The following is an 18,454-nucleotide window of genomic DNA, read 5'->3' as shown; positions in this document are numbered from 1 at the left end:
GGTCTAGGTTGTGTGTATGAATTATGGGAAAGGGAAACAAGCGAATGGCAGATATTTTTGGATTTGATGCGTTCTCTCCCAAGCAGATAGCCGAGAAGGTTGACAGCATCGGAGTCGTAAAGGCAAGATTGCCACTGCTTTCCATGGTGATGCTGGGCATATTGGCTGGCGCTTTTATTGGCCTAGGCGGTTTATATTTCACCTTGGTGAAATCTGATGCTGAACTGGGGTTTGCCATGCAGCAAGTACTCGGCGGCGTGACCTTTTCCCTGGGGCTGTTGCTGGTCATCGTGGCGGGTGCCGAGCTGTTTACTGGCAATAACCTTTTGGCGATGGCTTGGGCTGACAACAAGATCACCACATCGGAGTTATTGATAAACTGGGCGGTTGTGTGCGCGGCTAATTTGGTCGGTGCCGTAGGGTTGGCCGTTCTGGTGTTCCTTTCTGGCCATACGACCATGAACGATGGTGCCATTGCGGCCATGTACGCCAAGATTGCGGCGGCGAAATGTGAGCTGCCGTTTTGGAGCGCTTTTTTCCGCGGCTTATTGTGCAACGTGCTGGTGTGCATGGCTGTCTGGATGGCGTTGGCTGGCCGCAGTGTGATTGATAAGGCGGTGGCGATCGTGTTTCCAATCTCTGCGTTTGTTGCTGCCGGTTTCGAGCATAGTATCGCCAATATGTATTTCATTCCGCTTGCCATGCTGCTCAAGCTCTCGGGCACGGTGGATGTTGCTGACTCTGTCACGCTACTGGGTTTTGTCGGTAATCTGATCCCTGTTATTTTGGGCAACCTTGTCGGGGGCAGTGTGATGGTCGGTTTGGTATACCACATTATTTATTTAAGGAAAGATCCATAGATTCAAAATTTTACTTCCATATCCGCTAGTGTATTTGCCCTTGGTGATGGAAAATGAATATCAGGGCGGGTGCTATAATTTAGCTGGCTTCAACAATCAGGGAATCAGTATGCATTCCAAAGTTGTGAAAACAGTCTGCCCTTTCTGCGGTGTAGGCTGCGGCATGTATTTATCCAGCGATGCGAAAGGCGAGGTGTGTGGTGTTGCCCCTCAATTGGATCATCCCATTAGCAGGGGGAAACTTTGCGATAAGGGGTGGAGCACCGTTTATGCGGTTTCTCCTGAAAATCGCATTACCCAGCCCCTTAAAAGAGAGCGTGACAAATTTATCCCCATCAGCTGGGATGAAGTGTTGTGTTCAATCAGCGCCTCCTTACTCGATACCATTGAGCAATATGGTCCGCAAGCCGTCGGGGTGATCAGTAGTGCGCGGGCAACCAACGAAGATAACTATGCTGCGCAAAAATTTGCCCGCGCCGTACTGAAAACCAACAACGTGGATCACTGCGCCCGGATTTGCCACAGCCCGACCGTGGCGGGCCTCAAGCAAGTGCTTGGCTCTGGTGCCATGACCAATAGCACCGAGGATGTGTTCAAGGCCGATGTCCTTATGGTTATCGGCGCGGATCCAACGGAGAACCACAGTGTGTTGGGCGGGCAAATTATCCAGGCCAAACAGGCGGGAGCAACGCTGATTGTGGTAGACCCGCGGGTGACGAGGCTGGCAAAGCTTGCCGATATTCACTTGCAGCTTCAGCCTGGCACCAACACGGCGCTTATCAATGCGATGCTTCACGTCATTATTGCTAACCGCTGGCATGATCAAGCGTTTGTTGAACAGCGCTGTGAAGGATTCGAAGCCCTTGCAAAACATGTCGAGAAAGTCACGCCAGAGTCGGTTGAAGCGCTCACTGGTCTTGACCCGCAGCTGATCCGGCAGGCTGCGGAATACTACAGCCAATCAGAGCGCTCGATGATCATGTACGGGATGGGGATCACCCAGTTCATGGCGGGGACCACCAATGTCATCGCGCTAGCCGATTTGGCTGCGGTCTGTGGCCATATCGGTAAACCGGGGACAGGGATCAACCCGCTGCGGGGACAGAATAATGTTCAGGGTGCTTGTGATATGGGCTGTTTGCCCAATGTCTATCCGGGCTACCAACTGGCTGATGATCCCAACGTCCAAGCGAAATTTGCAGCGGCTTGGGGCGGGGAGGTTGCTTCAACCCCGGGGCTGACGTCCATGGGGATGACCAAAGCAGCATTGGCTGGCAAGTTCAAGTCATTGATTCTATTCGGCGAAGATCCCGTCGTGACCGATCCTGACCAAAACCATGTCCGCGAAGCCTATCAAGCGTTGGATTTGCTGGTTGTCGCTGAGCTGACCATGACCGAGACCGCCAAGTTGGCTGATTTTGTTTTGCCGGCTGCTTCTTTTGCCGAAAAAAATGGCACCTTTACCAACTGTGAGCGGAGGGTGCAGTGTATCCACCCGGTTATCCCTCCTGTCGGCGAAGCAAAGGGTGACTGGCAGTGGTTGCAAGCCCTGGCGAAGGCGATGGGTAGTGATCAGCTCGATTGGCCAGAGACCGAGGCCGTTTTTGATGAGATGGCTTCATTGACCCCTTCTTATCAGGGCATGAATTACCCCAAGTTGGAGCATGACTATGGCTTGCAATGGCCATGTAATGATGATGCCCCGCAAGGGACGACAATTCTTCACCAGCAGCAGTTTCCAATCGGCAAGGCAAGGCTAATACCAGCCCATTACGTGCCAATCGATGAGCCGATAGATGAAGACTATCCCTTGCTGCTGACCACAAACCGGCTCCATTTTCATTACGGGTGTGGCTCGATGAGTAGGAAATCACCGCTTCTTGAGCGGGAGACCCCTCCAGGGATTTTGTTTATCAACCCTCGCGATGCCGGTCGGCTGGCTATCAAACCTTTCGCTGCGGTAGGGGTGCGCTCTCGGCGGGGATATGTCGAAACGCGGGCGATGGTGACTGAGGATGTGCCGCCCGGCGTGGTGAGTATGCCTTATCACTTTAAAGAGGCTCCTTCGAATCAGCTGACCAATACCGCCCAGGACCCAGTAACTAAAATGCCTGAGTTGAAGGCCTGTGCGGTGTCGGTGGCGGCTTTGCCGGCAAATCATGAACCTAGTCCGGTTTGGAAACTAAAAGGTGGGGGTTATGCATAAAACTTACCTATTGGACTCGCTGGATGAGTTACGAAGGCATTTGGCGCAATCGCATGAGATATACCAAGTGGTTCCACAATCTGATGGTGCCCGGGCAGATTTTCATTGGCAGCAAGTCGGCGGCGGTAACTGGCCAGATTTGGTTGAACAAAAGCCCCTTCAATCGCCCAAATCGTTCTTTTTTGCCGAGCAGGAACCTTTATATGTGTTCGATGGGGAGACTTTTGAAGAAGTGTTGCCGACGCCAATGCCTTTTGTGTTATTCGGCGTGAAAAGTTGCGATTTGATGGCCATCCATTATCAAGATATCTTTTTTGAGGAAGATCCCTACTACCAAGCACGGCGCAAGCAAGGGCTCTTGGTCGGTGTGGATTGCGTCACCCCCTGCGAGCAAGGCTTTTGCCAGCTCGTTAACGCAGGGCCAAGTGTCCGGGATGATACAGCGGATCTCGTCCTGCACCCACTGGACGGCCAGCGCTGGATGCTGGTGGTTTTGTCGGCGGCTGGGGAACAAGCGTTGCACGGTTTGGCTCTAGAGGAGGCATCGCCAGAGGATCTGCACCAGCGCTGGGAGAATATTAGCCATTGCGAACAGTCTTTTCCCCGCTATCCGTATATCCTAGAGGGGATCGACAAACTCAATCAACATGCCATATCCGACGAGTTTTGGCAGCAGCTGGGTATTCAATGTCTGGGTTGCTCGGGGTGTACCACGCTGTGTCCGACCTGTTCGTGTTTTGCTACCCGCCCGATAGAGAGTGCTTCCTCCCAGCAAACATCGGTAACTCAGGTTCGTTTCTGGGACTCTTGCCTGTACGAGAGCTTCCAGCGTGAGGCGAGCTTCCATAACCCGGCCTCCGAGGCTGGCCAGAGGGTAAAGCGCTTTTGGTACCATAAATTTAGCGATGACTTTGTCCCTGAGTTTGGCCGCTACGGTTGTGTTGGCTGTGGCCGCTGCGAGGCGACGTGCCCCGGTGTGATAGGGGTTCATTCAGTGATGAAGAGGATTGCAGACGATGCTTAACTTGACCCCGGTGCCGATCAAAATAGTGGATTGCTATGATGATGGTGAAAATACCCGCCACTACCAGTTCGCTATCCAAGAGACAGAACAGCATTTGTCGCCGTGGCTGAAAGCGGAAAGTGGCCAATTTTTTATGCTGTGCTTGCCAGGTGTTGGAGAGGCGCCGTTCACCTTTACCACATTGCCTAACGCGCAGGGGGACTTTCGGGCTCTAGTCCGTAGGATGGGGAGTGTGACCGATGCATTGTTCCAGTGCGGTGTGGGCGATATCATCGGTGCCAGAGGGCCGTTCGGTCGAGGCTGGCCGATGGAGAGGCTGCTTAATCAGCGTATTCTCATCGTCGGTGGCGGCTGCGGTATCGCACCCTTGGCGAGCGTGATTAATCAGTTGATCGACAGCCAGCAGTTTATCCAGCTGGAAGTGGTATATGCCGCGAGAAATCAGGCGGCACTGATGCTCAATCCAGAGAGAGCGCGCTGGCAGCATTTGATCCCTATCTTCAATGTGGTTGAAGATATGGCTGGCCTGAGTGACGGGGAATTTTACCCGGGCACCGCAACAGGGATCCTGCCGAAGGTATTGCATACCTTCGGTGAGCAACCTGATACGGTACTGCTGGCCGGGCCAGAAGCAATGCAAACCGCTGCGGCGGAATATCTTGTCGCGTATGGCATTGATCCTAAATCGATATTTCTATCGATAGAACGCCGAATGCATTGCGCTGTTGGGCTCTGCGGCCATTGCTACCTTAATGAGAAGTATGTGTGCAGCCATGGCCCGACGTTCTCGTGGGCCGAACTGCTGCAGTATGATATCGCCTGTTAGGTCTCCTGGTCTCTTGACTGCTCGGCCTTGGCAATCACATCGCACCCCTTGGCAAATGAGTCAGGGTTGAGGGAAATGGAATCAATGCCGCAGGCGACCAGGAATTGGGCAAACTCAGGGTGATCCGAGGGGGCCTGGCCGCAGATCCCGACTTTGCAGCCTTTGCTGTGGGCGACTGTGATCACATGTTCTATCAAGCGCTTAACTGCATCGTCTCGGGCGTCAAACATGGGCTTGAGCTCCGCCGAATCACGGTCGATCCCCAGTACCAACTGGGTTAGGTCGTTGCTGCCAATGGAAAAACCATCAAACCGCTCGGCAAATCGCTCAGCAAGGATGACATTGGAAGGAATTTCGCACATGACATAGACCTGTAGCCCGTCCTGGCCCCGTTCAAGGCCAGCTTGCGCCATGACATTTAATACTTTGTCTGCTTCATTAACCGTGCGGCAAAACGGGATCATGACAATGATATTGTCGAACCCTTTCTCATTGCGCGCTTTGGCAATGGCTTGGCACTCGAGCTGGAATGCCTCACGGTATCGTGGATGGTAGTAACGGGATGCCCCCCTCAGGCCAAGCATAGGATTCTCTTCGTGCAGCTCGAAATCCTCCCCGCCAAGAAGGCCGCGGTACTCGTTGGACTTAAAATCGGACATCCTGACGATAACGGGCTTGGGATATTGGCTGGCGGCAATTTTACTTATCCCCAGCGCCAAGGTATCGGTAAAGAAATCAGGCGGGTTGGTAAAATGGCGACAGCGTTGCTCAATGGCACTTTTTACCGTGCTGTCAGTGATTTTTTCCGGATGGAGCAAAGCCATCGGGTGAACGCCTATCTGGCTTGAAATAATAAACTCAATGCGGGTCAAGCCGATACCGGATGTGGGAAGCTGCCACCAATGGAAAATGCCATCCGGCATGGCGGCGTTGATCATTACCTGGGTTTTCGGTGAGGGGATGGAGGCCATATCAATGTGCTGGGTGGTGAAGCCCACGGTACCGTCATAGACCTGACCCACCGCGCCGCCGGCACAGCTGAGGGTGACTGTTTGGCCATTGCTAAGGCGATGGGTTGCCATCTCGGTACCGACAATCGCGGGCACTTTCAGCTCGCGACTGACGATCGCAGCGTGGCTGGTTGGGCCGCCCGAGTCGGTGATGATGCCTGCTGCCTTTTTCATGATAGGCACCCAGTCCGGGTCGGTACGCTCGGTAACCAGAATCGCCCCTTCGGGAAATTGGTCGATATCGTGTGGCGAGAGCACGGTATAGGTTTGACCGCATGCAACGGCGGCACCGACACTGGCGCCTTCAAGTAGCACTGGGGCGTTGTTTTTTTCTAGTTTGTAGTTGACCAGAACCGTCCGGCTTTTTTGGGCCTCAACCGTTTCCGGTCTAGCCTGCACAATGAACAGTTGTTTCGTCACACTGTCTTTGGCCCATTCCATGTCCATTGCACAACCGTAATGGCGCTCGATAATGGCGGCCCAACGACTGAGTTGCAGGGTTTCTTCATCATTGATCACCAGGGCATGGCGTTCTGCTTCACTTGTGGGGATGGTAACCGTCGGGGTGTCGCAGTGGCTGCCACTGGCAAAAATCATCTTTTCATTTTTGAGGCCTAGCTTTTTTTCAATGATGGGGGATTTGCCGGGTTGCTCAAGCAGGGGCTTGTACACCACAAACTTGTCAGGGGTGACGCTGCCCTTGACAATCGTTTCCCCCAGCCCCCAACTGCCGTTGATCATGACGACATCAGGAAAGCCGTTCTCGGTATCGAGGCTAAACATGACACCGGCACATTCGGACTCAATCATTTGCTGGATACCGACAGAGAGGGCGACTTGCTGGTGGGGGAATCCTTGCTCCTGGCGGTAGACTATGGCCCGATCGGTATACAGCGAGGCGAAGCATTGTTTACACGCGGCAATGACCTGTCGTTCACCTTGAATATTGAGATAACTCTCCTGCTGGCCCGCAAAGCTCGCCTCGGGTAAGTCTTCGGCTGTCGCTGAGCTGCGAACAGCGACGGCAGGGGAAGGGGTGCTGGTTTGTTTTTCAAGCTGGAGATAGGCATCAATGATGCACTGCTCTTGTTGGTCGGTAAACACTCCCTGGCTGATGAGGCCACGAATTTGTTGGCCAACGTCTTTGAGGCTTGCGGCCCCGCTGTTCAACGATGCCAGCAAGCCATCTATAGGGGCATCAAGTTGATTTTGTGTGAGGAAATCTTTAAATAACTGGGCACTGGTTGCAAAACCATTGGGTACTCGAATGCCAGCCTGCTGGAGTTGGTTGTACATTTCGCCAAGGCTGGCATTTTTTCCGCCTACTAGAGCAATATCCTGGATGCTTAAGTGGGCGTACCAATATATCAACGGAGCAGGCGCTGTCTTCTTCATGTTAGTTCCCGGCTATTGGTGATGGTCTTGGAGGTAACTTATCAGTTGATTGTAGCTTCTCACCTGAGGGTAATCGCTTTCAGGAATACTGATGCCCGTTTGTTTTTTGAGGTCTGCGAGCAAGTTAAGGAAATCCATTGAGTCTAGCTCGCATTCCTCGCGCAAATCCTCATCTTGTGCGATGTCCTGGAGGTCGATCTCCGGGGCAATTCTTCGGAGTGCAGTGGCGATACAGGCGGCAAAGTTTTCAGTCGTCATAATAAATCCTCTGGGTGTTGCAGCTGTTTGGCGAGCGCCGTGAGAAACCGAGAGCCCGTTAGCCCATCGCTGACGCGATGGTCGGCCGACAGGGTCACGGTCATCACGTCGCCAACACAGAGTTTGTCATTGCTGACGATAGGCGCCTTACGCAAGCGGCCAAGACCAATGATCGCCACTTGCGGCGGGTAGATAACGCCGATGAGGCTGTCCGCTCCCCGTTCTCCAATGCTAGTGACCGTGATAGTGGCGCTGGTCAACTCTGAACTCCGCAAGCGGCCGCGTCGCGCCCTCTCGGTTATCTCCCTTAGTGATGCCATGACCTGTTCCAGGTTGCGTTGATCCGCATCTAGAATTGCAGGCACTACCAGTCCTTCATCGCGCAGGGAGATTGTGTTGCCAATGTGGATGGCCTTAGACGGCACGAACTGCCCATCATGGCAGGAGCCGTTCAGTGCGGGGTAGCGTGGTAACTGATGTGCGATAGCGGCAATGATGACGGCAGTGATAAGCAGGCGTTGTTCTGGCTCACGATGTTGGTTTAGCTGCTTGAGCCATGCCTTAGCGATGCTGAGATCGATATCCAGTGCGAGATAGTAGTGGGGAATTTGCTGCTTGGACATTGACATTGCGTCACTGATAGCCTGGCGCATTGAAGACGATTTGTCTTTTATGTCATGCCTGGCGTGCTGCTCTGGCTTAGCAGGAACATCGCGAAGCAGAATCGCCCCGTTAGGACCACTGCCGGTTAGACCTGACAGCATGATGCCCTGCTGGCTGGCCAGCAGCCGTGCGGCAGGCGAGACAAGTTGCCGCGACGGGCTCGGCTGGACCAAGGCGCTTGGATGACGAGCCAAATAGGGATGGCGTTCAACCCTGACCGTGGGGGGCGAGTCGGCCTGGCGGGTATCAGCCGGAGTCTGTTTTCCCGTGGCGGTAGTACTGTCGGTTGTTCCAAGGGCGGGGGAGGTTGCGACTTGGGGCTCGGTGCCCGTTGCTGTCATCCTTGCCATGACACTGCCAACCGGCAGTTTGATGATTGGCTCTACCAACAGTTCGGTAATGGTACCGTCGTGGTAGGCTTCCATATCTATGGCTCCTTTGCTTGTCTCGATAACGGCAATGATATCTCCCTTGGCAACCTTATCCCCGCGTTTGACCTGCCACTCGATTAAGGTGCCGTCGCGCATATCGGCACCCAGGGCTGGCATGGTAATGTCGATGAGATTGGGCGACGTTTGGTTACTTTCCATGGTTGCGGCTTCCCGTATTGCTGTCCCAAGTCGGCGGCATAGCCAATGCTTCCTTGGCCGCGGCAATAATCTGTTGGGGCTGGGGTATGGCAGCCTGCTCGAGGTGCTGGGGGTAAGGGATTGGGACTTCTTGGCTACAGACCCGGCCAACAGGGGCATCCAGATGCCAGAAAGCTTGTTCCATGATGATGGCGCTGATCTCACCGGCAAGGCTGCCGGTATACCAGCCTTCGTCAATAATGACCGCGCGGTGTGTCTTGCTGACACTGGCAACTATGGTTTGGCTGTCCAAAGGCCGCAACGAACGCAGGTCAATGACCTCGGCACTGATCCCTTCTTGGCTGAGTGCCTCTGCCGCCTGATTGACTTTGGCCAGGCTTCCGCCATAGGTGATCAGGCTGATGTCAGTTCCTTCGCGCCTGATCAGGGCTTTATTCATGGGGCCGTCGGGCTCCTCGCTGACCGGACCGCTGTCGTTCAGCAGCATGACGTGCTCGAAGATGAGGACCGGATCGGGATCTGTCAGGGCAAACCCCAGCATATGCCGGGCATCATTATGGGTGGCAGGGCTGAGCACTTTTAACCCCGGTACATGGGCGTAGAAATTCTCCCAGCTGTGCGAGTGCTGGGCGGCGAGCTGTTTGCCTGCCCCGCAGGCCATGCGGATAACCAGCGGGACATTGAATTGCCCACCGGACATATGCAACAGGGTCGCCGCACTGTTGATGATTTGATCCATGGCCAGTAAGCTGAAATTGACGGTCATCACTTCGACGATTGGCCTCATTCCGCCAAGGGCCGCACCGATACCGACACCGACAAAGCCAGACTCGCACAAGGGCGTATCGATGATCCGATCGGGGCCGAACTCACCGATTAACCCTTTGCTGACGGCGTAGCAACCGCCGTAATGTCCGACATCTTCTCCCATCAGGAAGATTCGAGGGTCGCTGTTAAGGGCATCGCTAAGAGCATAGCGCAGTGCTTCTCGGTAGGTGATTTCGGAATCCTGTTGGGTACTGATTATCGGAGGAAGGGAATGGCTGGCATCGCTGTAGACAAACTGACCGAGGTTCTCGACTAGCTCTTGTGCACCGGCTTCGGCAACGTTGATGGCCATTTCAATTTCCTGGGCAATTTCCGCTTCCATTGCCACCAGCTCGTGATCTTGAAAGTGGCTGTTTTTCTGCAGCCACTCGATCAAGCGTTTGACCGGGCCTTTTTCTTCCCACAGCGCAATTTCGGCCTTGTCTCGGTAGAGCTGGGCATCAAAGCTGGAGTGGCCACGGAAACGGTAGGTCTGACATTCAAGGAAGTAGGGACCGTTGCCTTGGCGGATATAATCCAACGCCTTGATAGTCGCCGCTTCGGTATCCACCACATTCATGCCATCGACCTGAACAGCACTGATGCCGTAGCTTTTTGCCTTGCGGGCAATATTGGTTTCCGATTCAGACAGGCTAAGGGCGGTTCCCATGGCATAGCGGTTGTTCTCGCAGATGAAAAGTACCGGCAGCTGCCATAGCGCGGCTAAGTTCAGGCTTTCATGAAACTCGCCTTCGGCAACGGCTCCCTCACCGAAGAAGCAGACGGCTACCGCGTTACGCTGCATTTTCTTATTGGCCATCGCCAGCCCCGTTGCCAGTGGCAGTCCACCCCCGACAATGGCATTACCGCCATAAAAATGCCTTTGTTTATCAAACAAGTGCATCGATCCACCCCGGCCTCGGCTGCAGCCATTGGCACGACCATACATTTCGGCCAGTATGCTGCCCATACCCATTCCTCTGGCTAGGGCATGGCCATGCTCGCGGTAAGTTGCAACGATCTGGTCATCGGGGCTGAGTGCGGACATCACGCCGACAGCGATGGCTTCTTCGCCGATGTAAAGGTGAAGAAAGCCACGGATTTTTTCTGCAGCGTATAATTCGGCACATTTTTCCTCAAAGCGCCTGATCCGCAACATCTGGCGTAGTTGCTCGAGTAGGTGTTGGCGGTTGACATGAAGTCTGTTGGTCATTGTTCGTCACTCTCCAGCGTTGAGGTATCTCCCTCGGGGAGCCCTAATTCTCTCGCTTTGAGCAGCCGGCGCATGATCTTACCGCTGCGGGTTTTGGGGAGGTTAGTTCGAAAAGCGATTTCTTTGGGCGCGACCGCGGCCCCGAGCCTTTTGCGGGCAAGTCCAAGCAATGCCTGCCGCAGATCATCGTCAGCACTGATTCCGGGCTTGAGGGCGACGAAGGCCTTAACCAGTTGGCCGGCAACGGGATCCGGTATACCTATCACCCCCACCTCGGCAACGGCTGGGTGTTCCATCAAGACACTCTCTACTTCAAAGGGGCCGATTAGATGGCCGGATGATTTGATCAGATCGTCTTTGCGGCCGACGAACCAGAAGTAGCCGTCTTCATCCATCATCGCGAGATCACCGCTTAAATACCACTCGCCGCTGAAGCATTGCGCATATTTTTCGGCTTGGTTGAGATAGCCCCTGAACATGGAGGGCCAGCCAGCTCTTACTGCCAACTCGCCAATGGTCATCGGGGTAGAGGCTTCAACCAGATGGCCCTGTTCATCATCAATGATAATGGCGGCCTCTATTCCTGGCAGGGGTTGACCCATCGAGCCTGGCTTAATGGGCTCACTTGGATAGTTGGCAATCATGATGCCGCCTGTTTCGGTCTGCCACCAGTTATCGTGAAACGGCATTTTCAGAACCCGATTGCTCCACTCAACGGCTTCTGGGTTGAGGGGTTCCCCGACACTGGCCATGAAGCGTAATGCCGTCAAGTCGAATTGGCGCGGTAGGGTATCGCCGGCTTTCATCAGCATGCGGATGGCGGTTGGGGCCGTGTACCAAACAGTTACATGTTGGTCCTGCAGTATTTTGTACCAACGCTCGGCATCAAACTCTGCCTCATCGACGATCATGGTGACCCCGATGCATAGCGGAGCAATAATGCCGTAGGTGGTTCCGGTTACCCAACCCGGATCGGCCGTGCACCAATAGGTATCTGTCGGCTTGAGATCAAGCGCATAAAAGGCGGATAGTAGGTGGTGCTCAACGGCCTGGTGGACATGAAGGACCCCTTTGGGTTTTCCGGTGGTGCCGCTGGTAAAGTGCAGCAGCGCCGTGTCTTCCTGCAGGGTTCGTGCGGTTGGATACTGGGGATCGGCGCTGCCCATCAGTAAATGGAAGTCAAAGCAACCTTCCTCGTTGTCCGGGTTGCCGTCAACCAGCAGTATTGCCTTCAGGTGCGGCAGTTCGCGCCACCAGCTTTTAAGCTTTTTGCGGTAGAGGCTAACGGTAGTAACCACCACGTTTGCTTCGCCGATTTCTATTCGGGAGCGGATGGGCTCGGGGCCAAATGCGGAAAACAAAGGGGTGAAAACACAACCGGCTTTTAATGTGCCCAATGCGGCAATATAAAGTTCTGGCCGTCGCCCTATAAGGCTGAAGATGCGACTGCCTGAAGCGAGGCCAAGTTGGTTTAACAGTGAGCCAAAGGCACTGGATTGTTTGCTGAGCTGATGGTAACTCAGTTCGACAATTTGATCCTTCTTGCTGATCCAACGAAGGGCAACTTTGTCTTCGAAAGGGGTTCCGAGATGCCGATCGACCGCTTCATAGCCGATATTGATCCCTCCGGATGAAAGCCCCTTGGGCTGTGTACAGCGCGGAGGCGGTTGGGTCTTCGCTTGTGCGTAATTGACGAGGTTGGCGTTTTCAGCCAAAACCTTGTTGAAAATTGGCTTTATCATCATGATGCCCGGGACAATGAGTTAGGATGAATACAGCGCTTCAGCAGAAGCTAGCCTCGAACAAATTGTGGTTAATTCACGGCCAATTGCCATTGCAGTGTTGAGAGAAAGGGACAAATGGCACCTGCTAGGGAGCGTTCAGCCACCCTGATGGAGTAAGGTTTGGTCCAGAGATGGTTATAAATAGCTCTTGATAAAATCAATATCACCTTCGGCAATCATATAGTAGGTGAAGTGCTGATCTTGCCATGCTGTATGGGTAAGGAGCGGCGCCCTTTGTAGTACCTCGGCTTCTATCGGGATAGTCTTATCTATACTGAACGTGCTGAGCGTAGTGACAAATAGCCAAATGTACTTGCCGGCATTGTTTTCTAGACAGACGATGGAGACTTTCTCATCTTGCCATTGCTGCATGACTCCGCCCAAGATATGCAGGGTATTGAGGGATGCGGGCAGCACATAACCAGTAGGCCAGTTAACATTGGCAAACCCTTGGTCTATCGACGCTAGATTATCCTCCACAATATCCATTTCATAAGGTTGGGTGACAAAAGCGAGCATGTCGTGCTGGAAGTGGGTGAAACGGGGTTTGGCTTCAGGGCCAATCATCAGCCACGACAGGACAAGCAGCATCAGTGAGGCAGCAATGGCGGCTGGCACCAGCCCCATGTTGCGCTTGGCTGGGGCATTATGTTTTGCGTACTGCTTGGTAAGCTGTGTTTTCAAGCCTGGCGGGATAGCGATGTCGTTGAAGCTCTGGTGAAGAGCCTCCTCATTCTGTAAGTACGTCTGGTACCAAACTTTCAGTTCGGGATCATTTTCGACCCGGAGTAGCGCTTCTTTGATGACCTGTGTTTCATCATCAATCCCGGGACGGTAGAGTCTTAATATCGACTTGATGCTGTTGCTGTCCATTATTTAGCTCCTACTTGCTCCAAGCTTTCGTCGAAGTCAGTTAAATCTGATTCAATGATCTTGCACAGCATTACTTTTCCCCTTGAAATTCGAGATTTAACTGTACCGATGGGTACGCCTATGATGTCTGCAATCTCCTGATACGAGTGCTCACGCATATAAAATAAGATTAATGGCGTGCGATAAAACTCATTCAAGTTCGATATGGCTGCGATGGCTTTCGAGGGGGCAATACACAATGGCTCTTGGATGTCCAACTCTTCGGTAGCCCCTTCGGTAATATCTTCATCACTCGCTAGTACGCTGATCTTACGCTTATTGCGCAGGAACTCTCGGTACAGCGTGGTAAACAGCCATGTTTTTTCTTTGCCCGGCTCGCGCAATTGGTGGCCTTTTTCCAGCCAGATACAAAAGGCCTGCTGGGTAAGGTCACTGGCATCGGCTTGTGAGTTCGTCAGGCTGTAGGCAAACCGGTAGAGCTTGGCATAGTACAAATCGACGAGCTGGTCATAGTCATGCTGTGGTTGAGAGTATCTACTCATGCTAGTAAGAGGCTTCAAGTTTGGTTCTTGTTCCATATTTTTTCGATAAGCATAGGCTGAACGAGAGGGATCATTTTTCTTAATCTCGACATGGAACAAGTTTTCGACTTCTGTCTCTTACCTGTGAAACAAGGAGGTTGGTCGTAGTATTTGGAAAAGGAGTGGCATGTCTGATTGAATCGACTTGATTAGGTGAAGATATGAAAAGAGCAATTCAAGATGTATTAGCGGCAGCGGGTATGATGAGTATTGTTCTGTTCTCCAGTGTCGGGTTAGCCAAAGATGAAGGAAGAACAAGGCTGGAGTGTGGCAAAAGTGGTGCTTACGATACCAGTATGAGTGCGAGGTATGAGGTACGCGATGGACGCGAGAAATTTGATGTGTCCTTTGAAGCGGCACCGACAGGGTATTTCTTTTCAGGTCAAGAGCTTGATGTTCATGTCGACTATGTTTTCGTGGGAAAGATGATGCTGAGGTATGTCGGTTTTGATCTGCAGGGAGACTTAGAGTTCGACACCAATATTGATGGGGCCAATGATGACAGTGTGCCATTCCCGGAAGATTTCCCTTCCGTGGAAAGGGGAACCCATGTGACAGTGGGCTACCTGGGGTGCTCACTATAAAAAATGCGCTGTGTCTTCTAGTGATGCCCATGAAGACACAGCGCTACAGGAAACAAGGTTGCTATTGTTGGAATTTAGCTTTTAGTGAAACGGTAAGTTTGGATCTTCTGCTCTTGACCGTTGACTAGGGCGTAAGTGTCAACCATCCACACATTCTGTCCGGCGAAGCCAAGTTCAACTCGTACGGTCGACGAATCGAAGTTTTTGTAGATGCTTGCCTGTGCATTCGTCGGGTAGAAGTTGTAGCGGTTCATGCCTTGTTGGTACTCACCAGCAAAGGTAACAGGAACATTGCTTGCGTTATCTGTAACTGTCAGGCTATAACCCGCTTGTGGCGTGTAGGCAAAGTTAGCCGTAAAAGCGAGTGCTTGTGACTGACCATCGATAGCGACATTGTTGATGTTAACGCTTGCTTCAGTGGTTTTAGCCAGTGAACCTGTCGCTTTTGCCGTGGCATTGACAGCTTGTTCTGTGGCGCCACTCCAGATGCTTACGTTCCAGTTGCCTGTGAAGTTATCTAGCTTGTCCCAGTTTTGAGGTTGGGCACTGGTGGCAGCCTGTCCACCGTTACCAATCTGGGCCAGGGCATCATTTCGGCTGTCATGGCGCTGGTTATCACGGTTGTTTTGAATATCAGCAGAAGCACCTGCCACACCGCCAGAAACACCGCCAGCAATTGCGCCTTTCACTGCAAGGTCTGCATCACCGGTAAGTGCACCGAGTGTGAGGCCAAGTAGAGCACCGCCAGCGGCACCTTGTTTGGTCAGGGCATTTGGATCATCTTGGTTGTCAGGATTGACACAACCAGTTAGAAGAGTCAGGCCGATGATGGAAACAATAGACGTTTTAGCGAAAGTGTTCATGGTGATTCCTGCTGTTTAAATGTTTTAAGGCGGCATCACTGTTGCGATGGCGTTTTGTTATGCCGCTAATGTAACAACTTGAAACTGAATCATTCCTGTACGAATTGAACGGTGTTTTTTATATTTCAAAATGTAAATTTGCTTGCGTTTTCATGCTTTGTTGTGAGCGGTATATTGCTTGTTCTTATGTGCTTGATTTTAAAAACGCTGTTTTAAACGACGGGTGTTATTTTGCTTCCTTTCGGTCGGGGCTAAGGTCAATCTCTGGAGTGTTATCGCACTGAATGTAAGGAAATGTAAATTGCACAGGAGCAACGCAAGAATTGCGGGTTATTTTGCTCGAGAGGGTTATCTGCTTAGTCTTGGGTGGAAATTGTCATACTTAGTGACGCTAAATTTTTGTCTAGGTGCTGAAATAAGTATAGCTGATTAGGTTTTAATACATTGTTTAATAATGATTTTATGTGCGATGTCTTCGTTGATTAAATTATCATTAGGGTTTCATAAAAATATACTACACTTGAACTATCTTGGTTAAAAAAATACCACATGGGATTTGGTGAGTAGTTTATGAAAAAAATGGCAATGGCGTCATCTTTGGTTGTTCTTCTCTCGGCATTATTGGCACCGCCGACAGTACAAGCCCAGACTATGAGCATGATTTGCCACCAAACCGGCTCTGGGGAAATAACCTTGTATGTCAATATCAACGCTGTAGATGCACATATGGGTCATGGTGACTATTCGGGGGCATGCCAAACCAATAATCTACCCTCGCCGTTACTCGCATTATCTCAGACACCACAGACACAGCAGGTCGTGGAAATTGATGAGCCACCGGTGAGCTGGATAATGATGTCGATACTCCCTCTTATCCTGTTACGGCGATCACTGGGTAATAAAATGCTCAAGCGTAAGTTGCAACAGCTTACTTGATTGCTTTTTAATGATGGTTGCTCGCCTCACACCGACTGAATTTGGCGGGTTTGGTTCATGGTTCGCGACCCGCCCGCGCCATAGTTGTTGATATCAAATCGGTTTTGAGGACGACGGCGCTTCCTATCGATGCGGCTTAGATCAATGCCGTAGTCCTCCTTCAATAACCTCATGATTGCGTTGAGCTCTTTTTGTGGTGTGTTTTCCTGAAGCAAATAGTAATACAGGTTTATCGCGCGCTCTTGAGTCATGCTTACTCCTAAATTATGGCTATTTCGAATGAACAAGGGGGTTATCCCGTCTAAGGCATTAAGACGTGGCAGGATAGTGGACGTTAGTGGCTGTGTGCGGCACCGCCCAGGTTGATGATGGCAATGCCAATCGCGACAATGACCATCCCTAGCCAAACTTTGGCATCAAGGTGTTGTTTGTAGATAAGTCCAGACATTGCCGTTACCGCAACAATAGCAAGCCCAGCCCAGATAGCATGGACGATGCCTACAGGTAACGACTTCATCGCTTGCCCAAGGAAGATGAAGGCAATGAGATGTCCAAGAATCACTATAGTGCTGGGCAACCAGTTCGAGAATCCGTTTGTGGCGCGAAGGGCGACATGTGATGTTGCCTCTGCCATTACCCCCAGTAGTAAAAATACCCAGCCCATTTAGTCCTCTCTTAATTTGTTGGTTGATGTTCGGTATCAAGATGGCGAGCAGTATAACCATTTCTCAATGAATGATAATTCGCCATTTAAGCAAATGACTTTTTATTTTGAGTAACAATAGGGGAGGTGTGGGCGATTTTATGCGGGGCAAGAGCTAATAAGGTTATTGATATGCTTATTACCACCAATATCTCATTTTCACAACTTTCACAATTTTAACATTTAAATGCGGATTCATTTGATGCAACATCGGTATGACAATAAAACCTGATGCGTATGTGTCTAGTTTGACACTTGGTATCCGGCATTCAACGAGAAGGAGTACTCAATGCGTTCAATGATCAAAAAAGGGATTATCTCTTTGGCTTTAGCTGTTTCTCTGCCTGTTGCAGCGAATAATTACACCATCGGCACCGGTAGCCAAAGTGGTACTTATTATCCCTTGGGTGGTTTGTTAGCGAAGATCTGGAGTGAGAATATTGATGATTTCAATATGCGAGCAGAAGTGACGGCCGCATCGGTAGAGAACGTGATCAAAGTATCGACCAAGCAGCAGCTTGCTGGTATTGCAATGGGAAACGTAGTTCAGCAGGCCTACCAAGGAACAGAACCATTCCCACGTAAGATGGATGTCTCTGTGTTGTTTGCCCTGTACCCAAATGTGGTCCAGTTTATGGTGCCAGCCAATTCGGACATCAAATCTGTTGCGGATCTGAAAGGTAAGCGTGTTGCCTTGGGGGCCCCGGGCTCGGGCACCCGAGTCAGTGCCCTGAACATCCTCAAAACGCTGGGCATTGAAGAAGGTGACATGCGCGGCCAGGCCCTGAACTACACGGCGACGACTGAAGCGTTGGCAAATGGCCAGATTGATGCTGGTGTGATCGTAGGTAGCCTTGGGGTGGGGGCGATCACCGAGCTAGCCCTGACTCGCGATATCCGCATCTTGTCTTTCAGCGATGAGGAAATTGCGAAAATCAATCAAGCTAATGCGTCTTACAGTGGACTGGATGTCGATGCTGACAGCTACCGCAATGTTCCCGCTTTTCAAGCGCCAGCAGTGTGGAATGTCTTGGTGGTAAAAGGTGACTTGGATAAAGATCTCGCTTACGAGATGACCAAGGTCGCGTTCGATAACATCGACACAATCCGTCAGTCTATTGGTGTGACTAAGTTCACCACCGTTGAAAACATGAACAAACTGGCGGGTATTCCTCTTCACCCTGGCTCTCAGCAGTTCATGGATGAGAAAAAATAGGACCACCGAAGTGATGCCTGACGGGAACGGCAGGTGAACCAATCCCCCCGAAGCGATTCGGG

Annotated in this window: 17 protein-coding genes; 7 read left to right on the top strand and 10 right to left on the bottom strand. The window is 51.8% G+C overall.

What is annotated here, in order from left to right; genetic code table 11:
* The first annotated feature begins 44 nt into the window (after positions 1–44).
* The 4 genes from PTW35_RS24135 (at position 45) to PTW35_RS24120 (ending at position 4,916) form a co-directional block, all read left to right on the top strand.
* Entirely contained in the window at positions 45–860 is an 816-nt protein-coding gene (locus PTW35_RS24135; protein ID WP_281027797.1) for a formate/nitrite transporter family protein, read from the top strand.
* A gap of 109 nt (positions 861–969) precedes the next feature.
* Entirely contained in the window at positions 970–3,066 is a 2,097-nt protein-coding gene (gene fdhF / locus PTW35_RS24130; protein ID WP_281027796.1) for a formate dehydrogenase subunit alpha, read from the top strand.
* Positions 3,059–4,090, top strand: a complete 1,032-nt coding sequence (locus tag PTW35_RS24125) for a 4Fe-4S dicluster domain-containing protein (protein ID WP_281027795.1) — start codon at positions 3,059–3,061, stop codon at positions 4,088–4,090. The genes fdhF and PTW35_RS24125 overlap by 8 nt, the downstream gene beginning before the upstream one ends.
* Positions 4,083–4,916 carry an FAD-binding oxidoreductase gene (locus PTW35_RS24120; RefSeq protein WP_281027794.1) on the top strand — a complete coding sequence of 278 codons (834 nt, stop codon included), beginning with the start codon at positions 4,083–4,085 and terminating at the stop codon, positions 4,914–4,916. The genes PTW35_RS24125 and PTW35_RS24120 overlap by 8 nt, the downstream gene beginning before the upstream one ends.
* Here the strand turns inward: PTW35_RS24120 and ppsA are convergent.
* From ppsA to PTW35_RS24085, 7 genes are all read right to left on the bottom strand, one after another.
* Entirely contained in the window at positions 4,913–7,321 is a 2,409-nt protein-coding gene (gene ppsA, locus PTW35_RS24115; RefSeq protein WP_281027793.1) for a phosphoenolpyruvate synthase, read from the bottom strand. The two genes, PTW35_RS24120 and ppsA, sit on opposite strands and share 4 nt — an antisense overlap.
* A gap of 12 nt (positions 7,322–7,333) precedes the next feature.
* Complete coding sequence (locus tag PTW35_RS24110) at positions 7,334–7,579, bottom strand: acyl carrier protein (RefSeq protein ID WP_281027792.1); 246 nt, start codon at positions 7,577–7,579, stop codon at positions 7,334–7,336.
* Entirely contained in the window at positions 7,576–8,832 is a 1,257-nt protein-coding gene (locus PTW35_RS24105; RefSeq protein ID WP_281027791.1) for a dihydrolipoamide acetyltransferase family protein, read from the bottom strand. The genes PTW35_RS24110 and PTW35_RS24105 overlap by 4 nt, the downstream gene beginning before the upstream one ends.
* Complete coding sequence (pdhA, locus tag PTW35_RS24100; protein ID WP_281027790.1) at positions 8,822–10,852, bottom strand: pyruvate dehydrogenase (acetyl-transferring) E1 component subunit alpha; 2,031 nt, start codon at positions 10,850–10,852, stop codon at positions 8,822–8,824. Before pdhA ends, PTW35_RS24105 begins: the two co-directional genes overlap by 11 nt.
* Entirely contained in the window at positions 10,849–12,594 is a 1,746-nt protein-coding gene (acsA, locus tag PTW35_RS24095) for an acetate--CoA ligase (RefSeq protein ID WP_281029136.1), read from the bottom strand. Before acsA ends, pdhA begins: the two co-directional genes overlap by 4 nt.
* A 177-nt stretch (positions 12,595–12,771) precedes the next feature.
* The gene (locus PTW35_RS24090) at positions 12,772–13,509 is read right to left on the bottom strand and encodes a hypothetical protein (protein ID WP_281027789.1); all 738 of its coding nucleotides are present in this window, start codon (positions 13,507–13,509) and stop codon (positions 12,772–12,774) included.
* Positions 13,509–14,051: an RNA polymerase sigma factor gene (locus tag PTW35_RS24085; RefSeq protein ID WP_281027788.1), complete on the bottom strand. Its 543-nt coding sequence runs from the start codon at positions 14,049–14,051 to the stop codon at positions 13,509–13,511. Before PTW35_RS24085 ends, PTW35_RS24090 begins: the two co-directional genes overlap by 1 nt.
* Positions 14,052–14,251: 200 nt before the next feature.
* Here PTW35_RS24085 and PTW35_RS24080 point away from each other — a divergent pair, with 200 nt between their 5' ends.
* Positions 14,252–14,674 carry a hypothetical protein gene (locus tag PTW35_RS24080; protein WP_281027787.1) on the top strand — a complete coding sequence of 141 codons (423 nt, stop codon included), beginning with the start codon at positions 14,252–14,254 and terminating at the stop codon, positions 14,672–14,674.
* A gap of 74 nt (positions 14,675–14,748) precedes the next feature.
* Here PTW35_RS24080 and PTW35_RS24075 read toward each other — a convergent pair whose 3' ends face one another.
* Positions 14,749–15,537, bottom strand: a complete 789-nt coding sequence (locus PTW35_RS24075; protein WP_044620798.1) for a hypothetical protein — start codon at positions 15,535–15,537, stop codon at positions 14,749–14,751.
* Between the two features lie 570 nt (positions 15,538–16,107).
* Here PTW35_RS24075 and PTW35_RS24070 point away from each other — a divergent pair.
* Entirely contained in the window at positions 16,108–16,473 is a 366-nt protein-coding gene (locus PTW35_RS24070; RefSeq protein WP_281027786.1) for a hypothetical protein, read from the top strand.
* Positions 16,474–16,499: 26 nt separating this feature from the next.
* On the opposite strand, the gene PTW35_RS24065 is transcribed toward PTW35_RS24070, so the two are convergent.
* Positions 16,500–16,724 (bottom strand): hypothetical protein, encoded by a 225-nt coding sequence (locus PTW35_RS24065; RefSeq protein ID WP_044620800.1) that lies wholly within the window; start codon positions 16,722–16,724, stop codon positions 16,500–16,502.
* A gap of 83 nt (positions 16,725–16,807) precedes the next feature.
* The gene (locus PTW35_RS24060) at positions 16,808–17,137 is read right to left on the bottom strand and encodes an SMR family transporter (RefSeq protein WP_044620801.1); all 330 of its coding nucleotides are present in this window, start codon (positions 17,135–17,137) and stop codon (positions 16,808–16,810) included.
* Between the two features lie 328 nt (positions 17,138–17,465).
* On the opposite strand from PTW35_RS24060, the gene PTW35_RS24055 reads away from it, so the two are divergent.
* Complete coding sequence (locus tag PTW35_RS24055; protein ID WP_044620802.1) at positions 17,466–18,392, top strand: TAXI family TRAP transporter solute-binding subunit; 927 nt, start codon at positions 17,466–17,468, stop codon at positions 18,390–18,392.
* Positions 18,393–18,454: the final 62 nt, after the last annotated feature.

Origin of the sequence: Photobacterium sp. DA100 (genome assembly GCF_029223585.1) — a bacterium.
GTDB lineage: Bacteria > Pseudomonadota > Gammaproteobacteria > Enterobacterales > Vibrionaceae > Photobacterium.
Note: the sequence above shows the minus strand (reverse complement) of the source record. Positions and strands in the feature narration are given on the sequence as shown.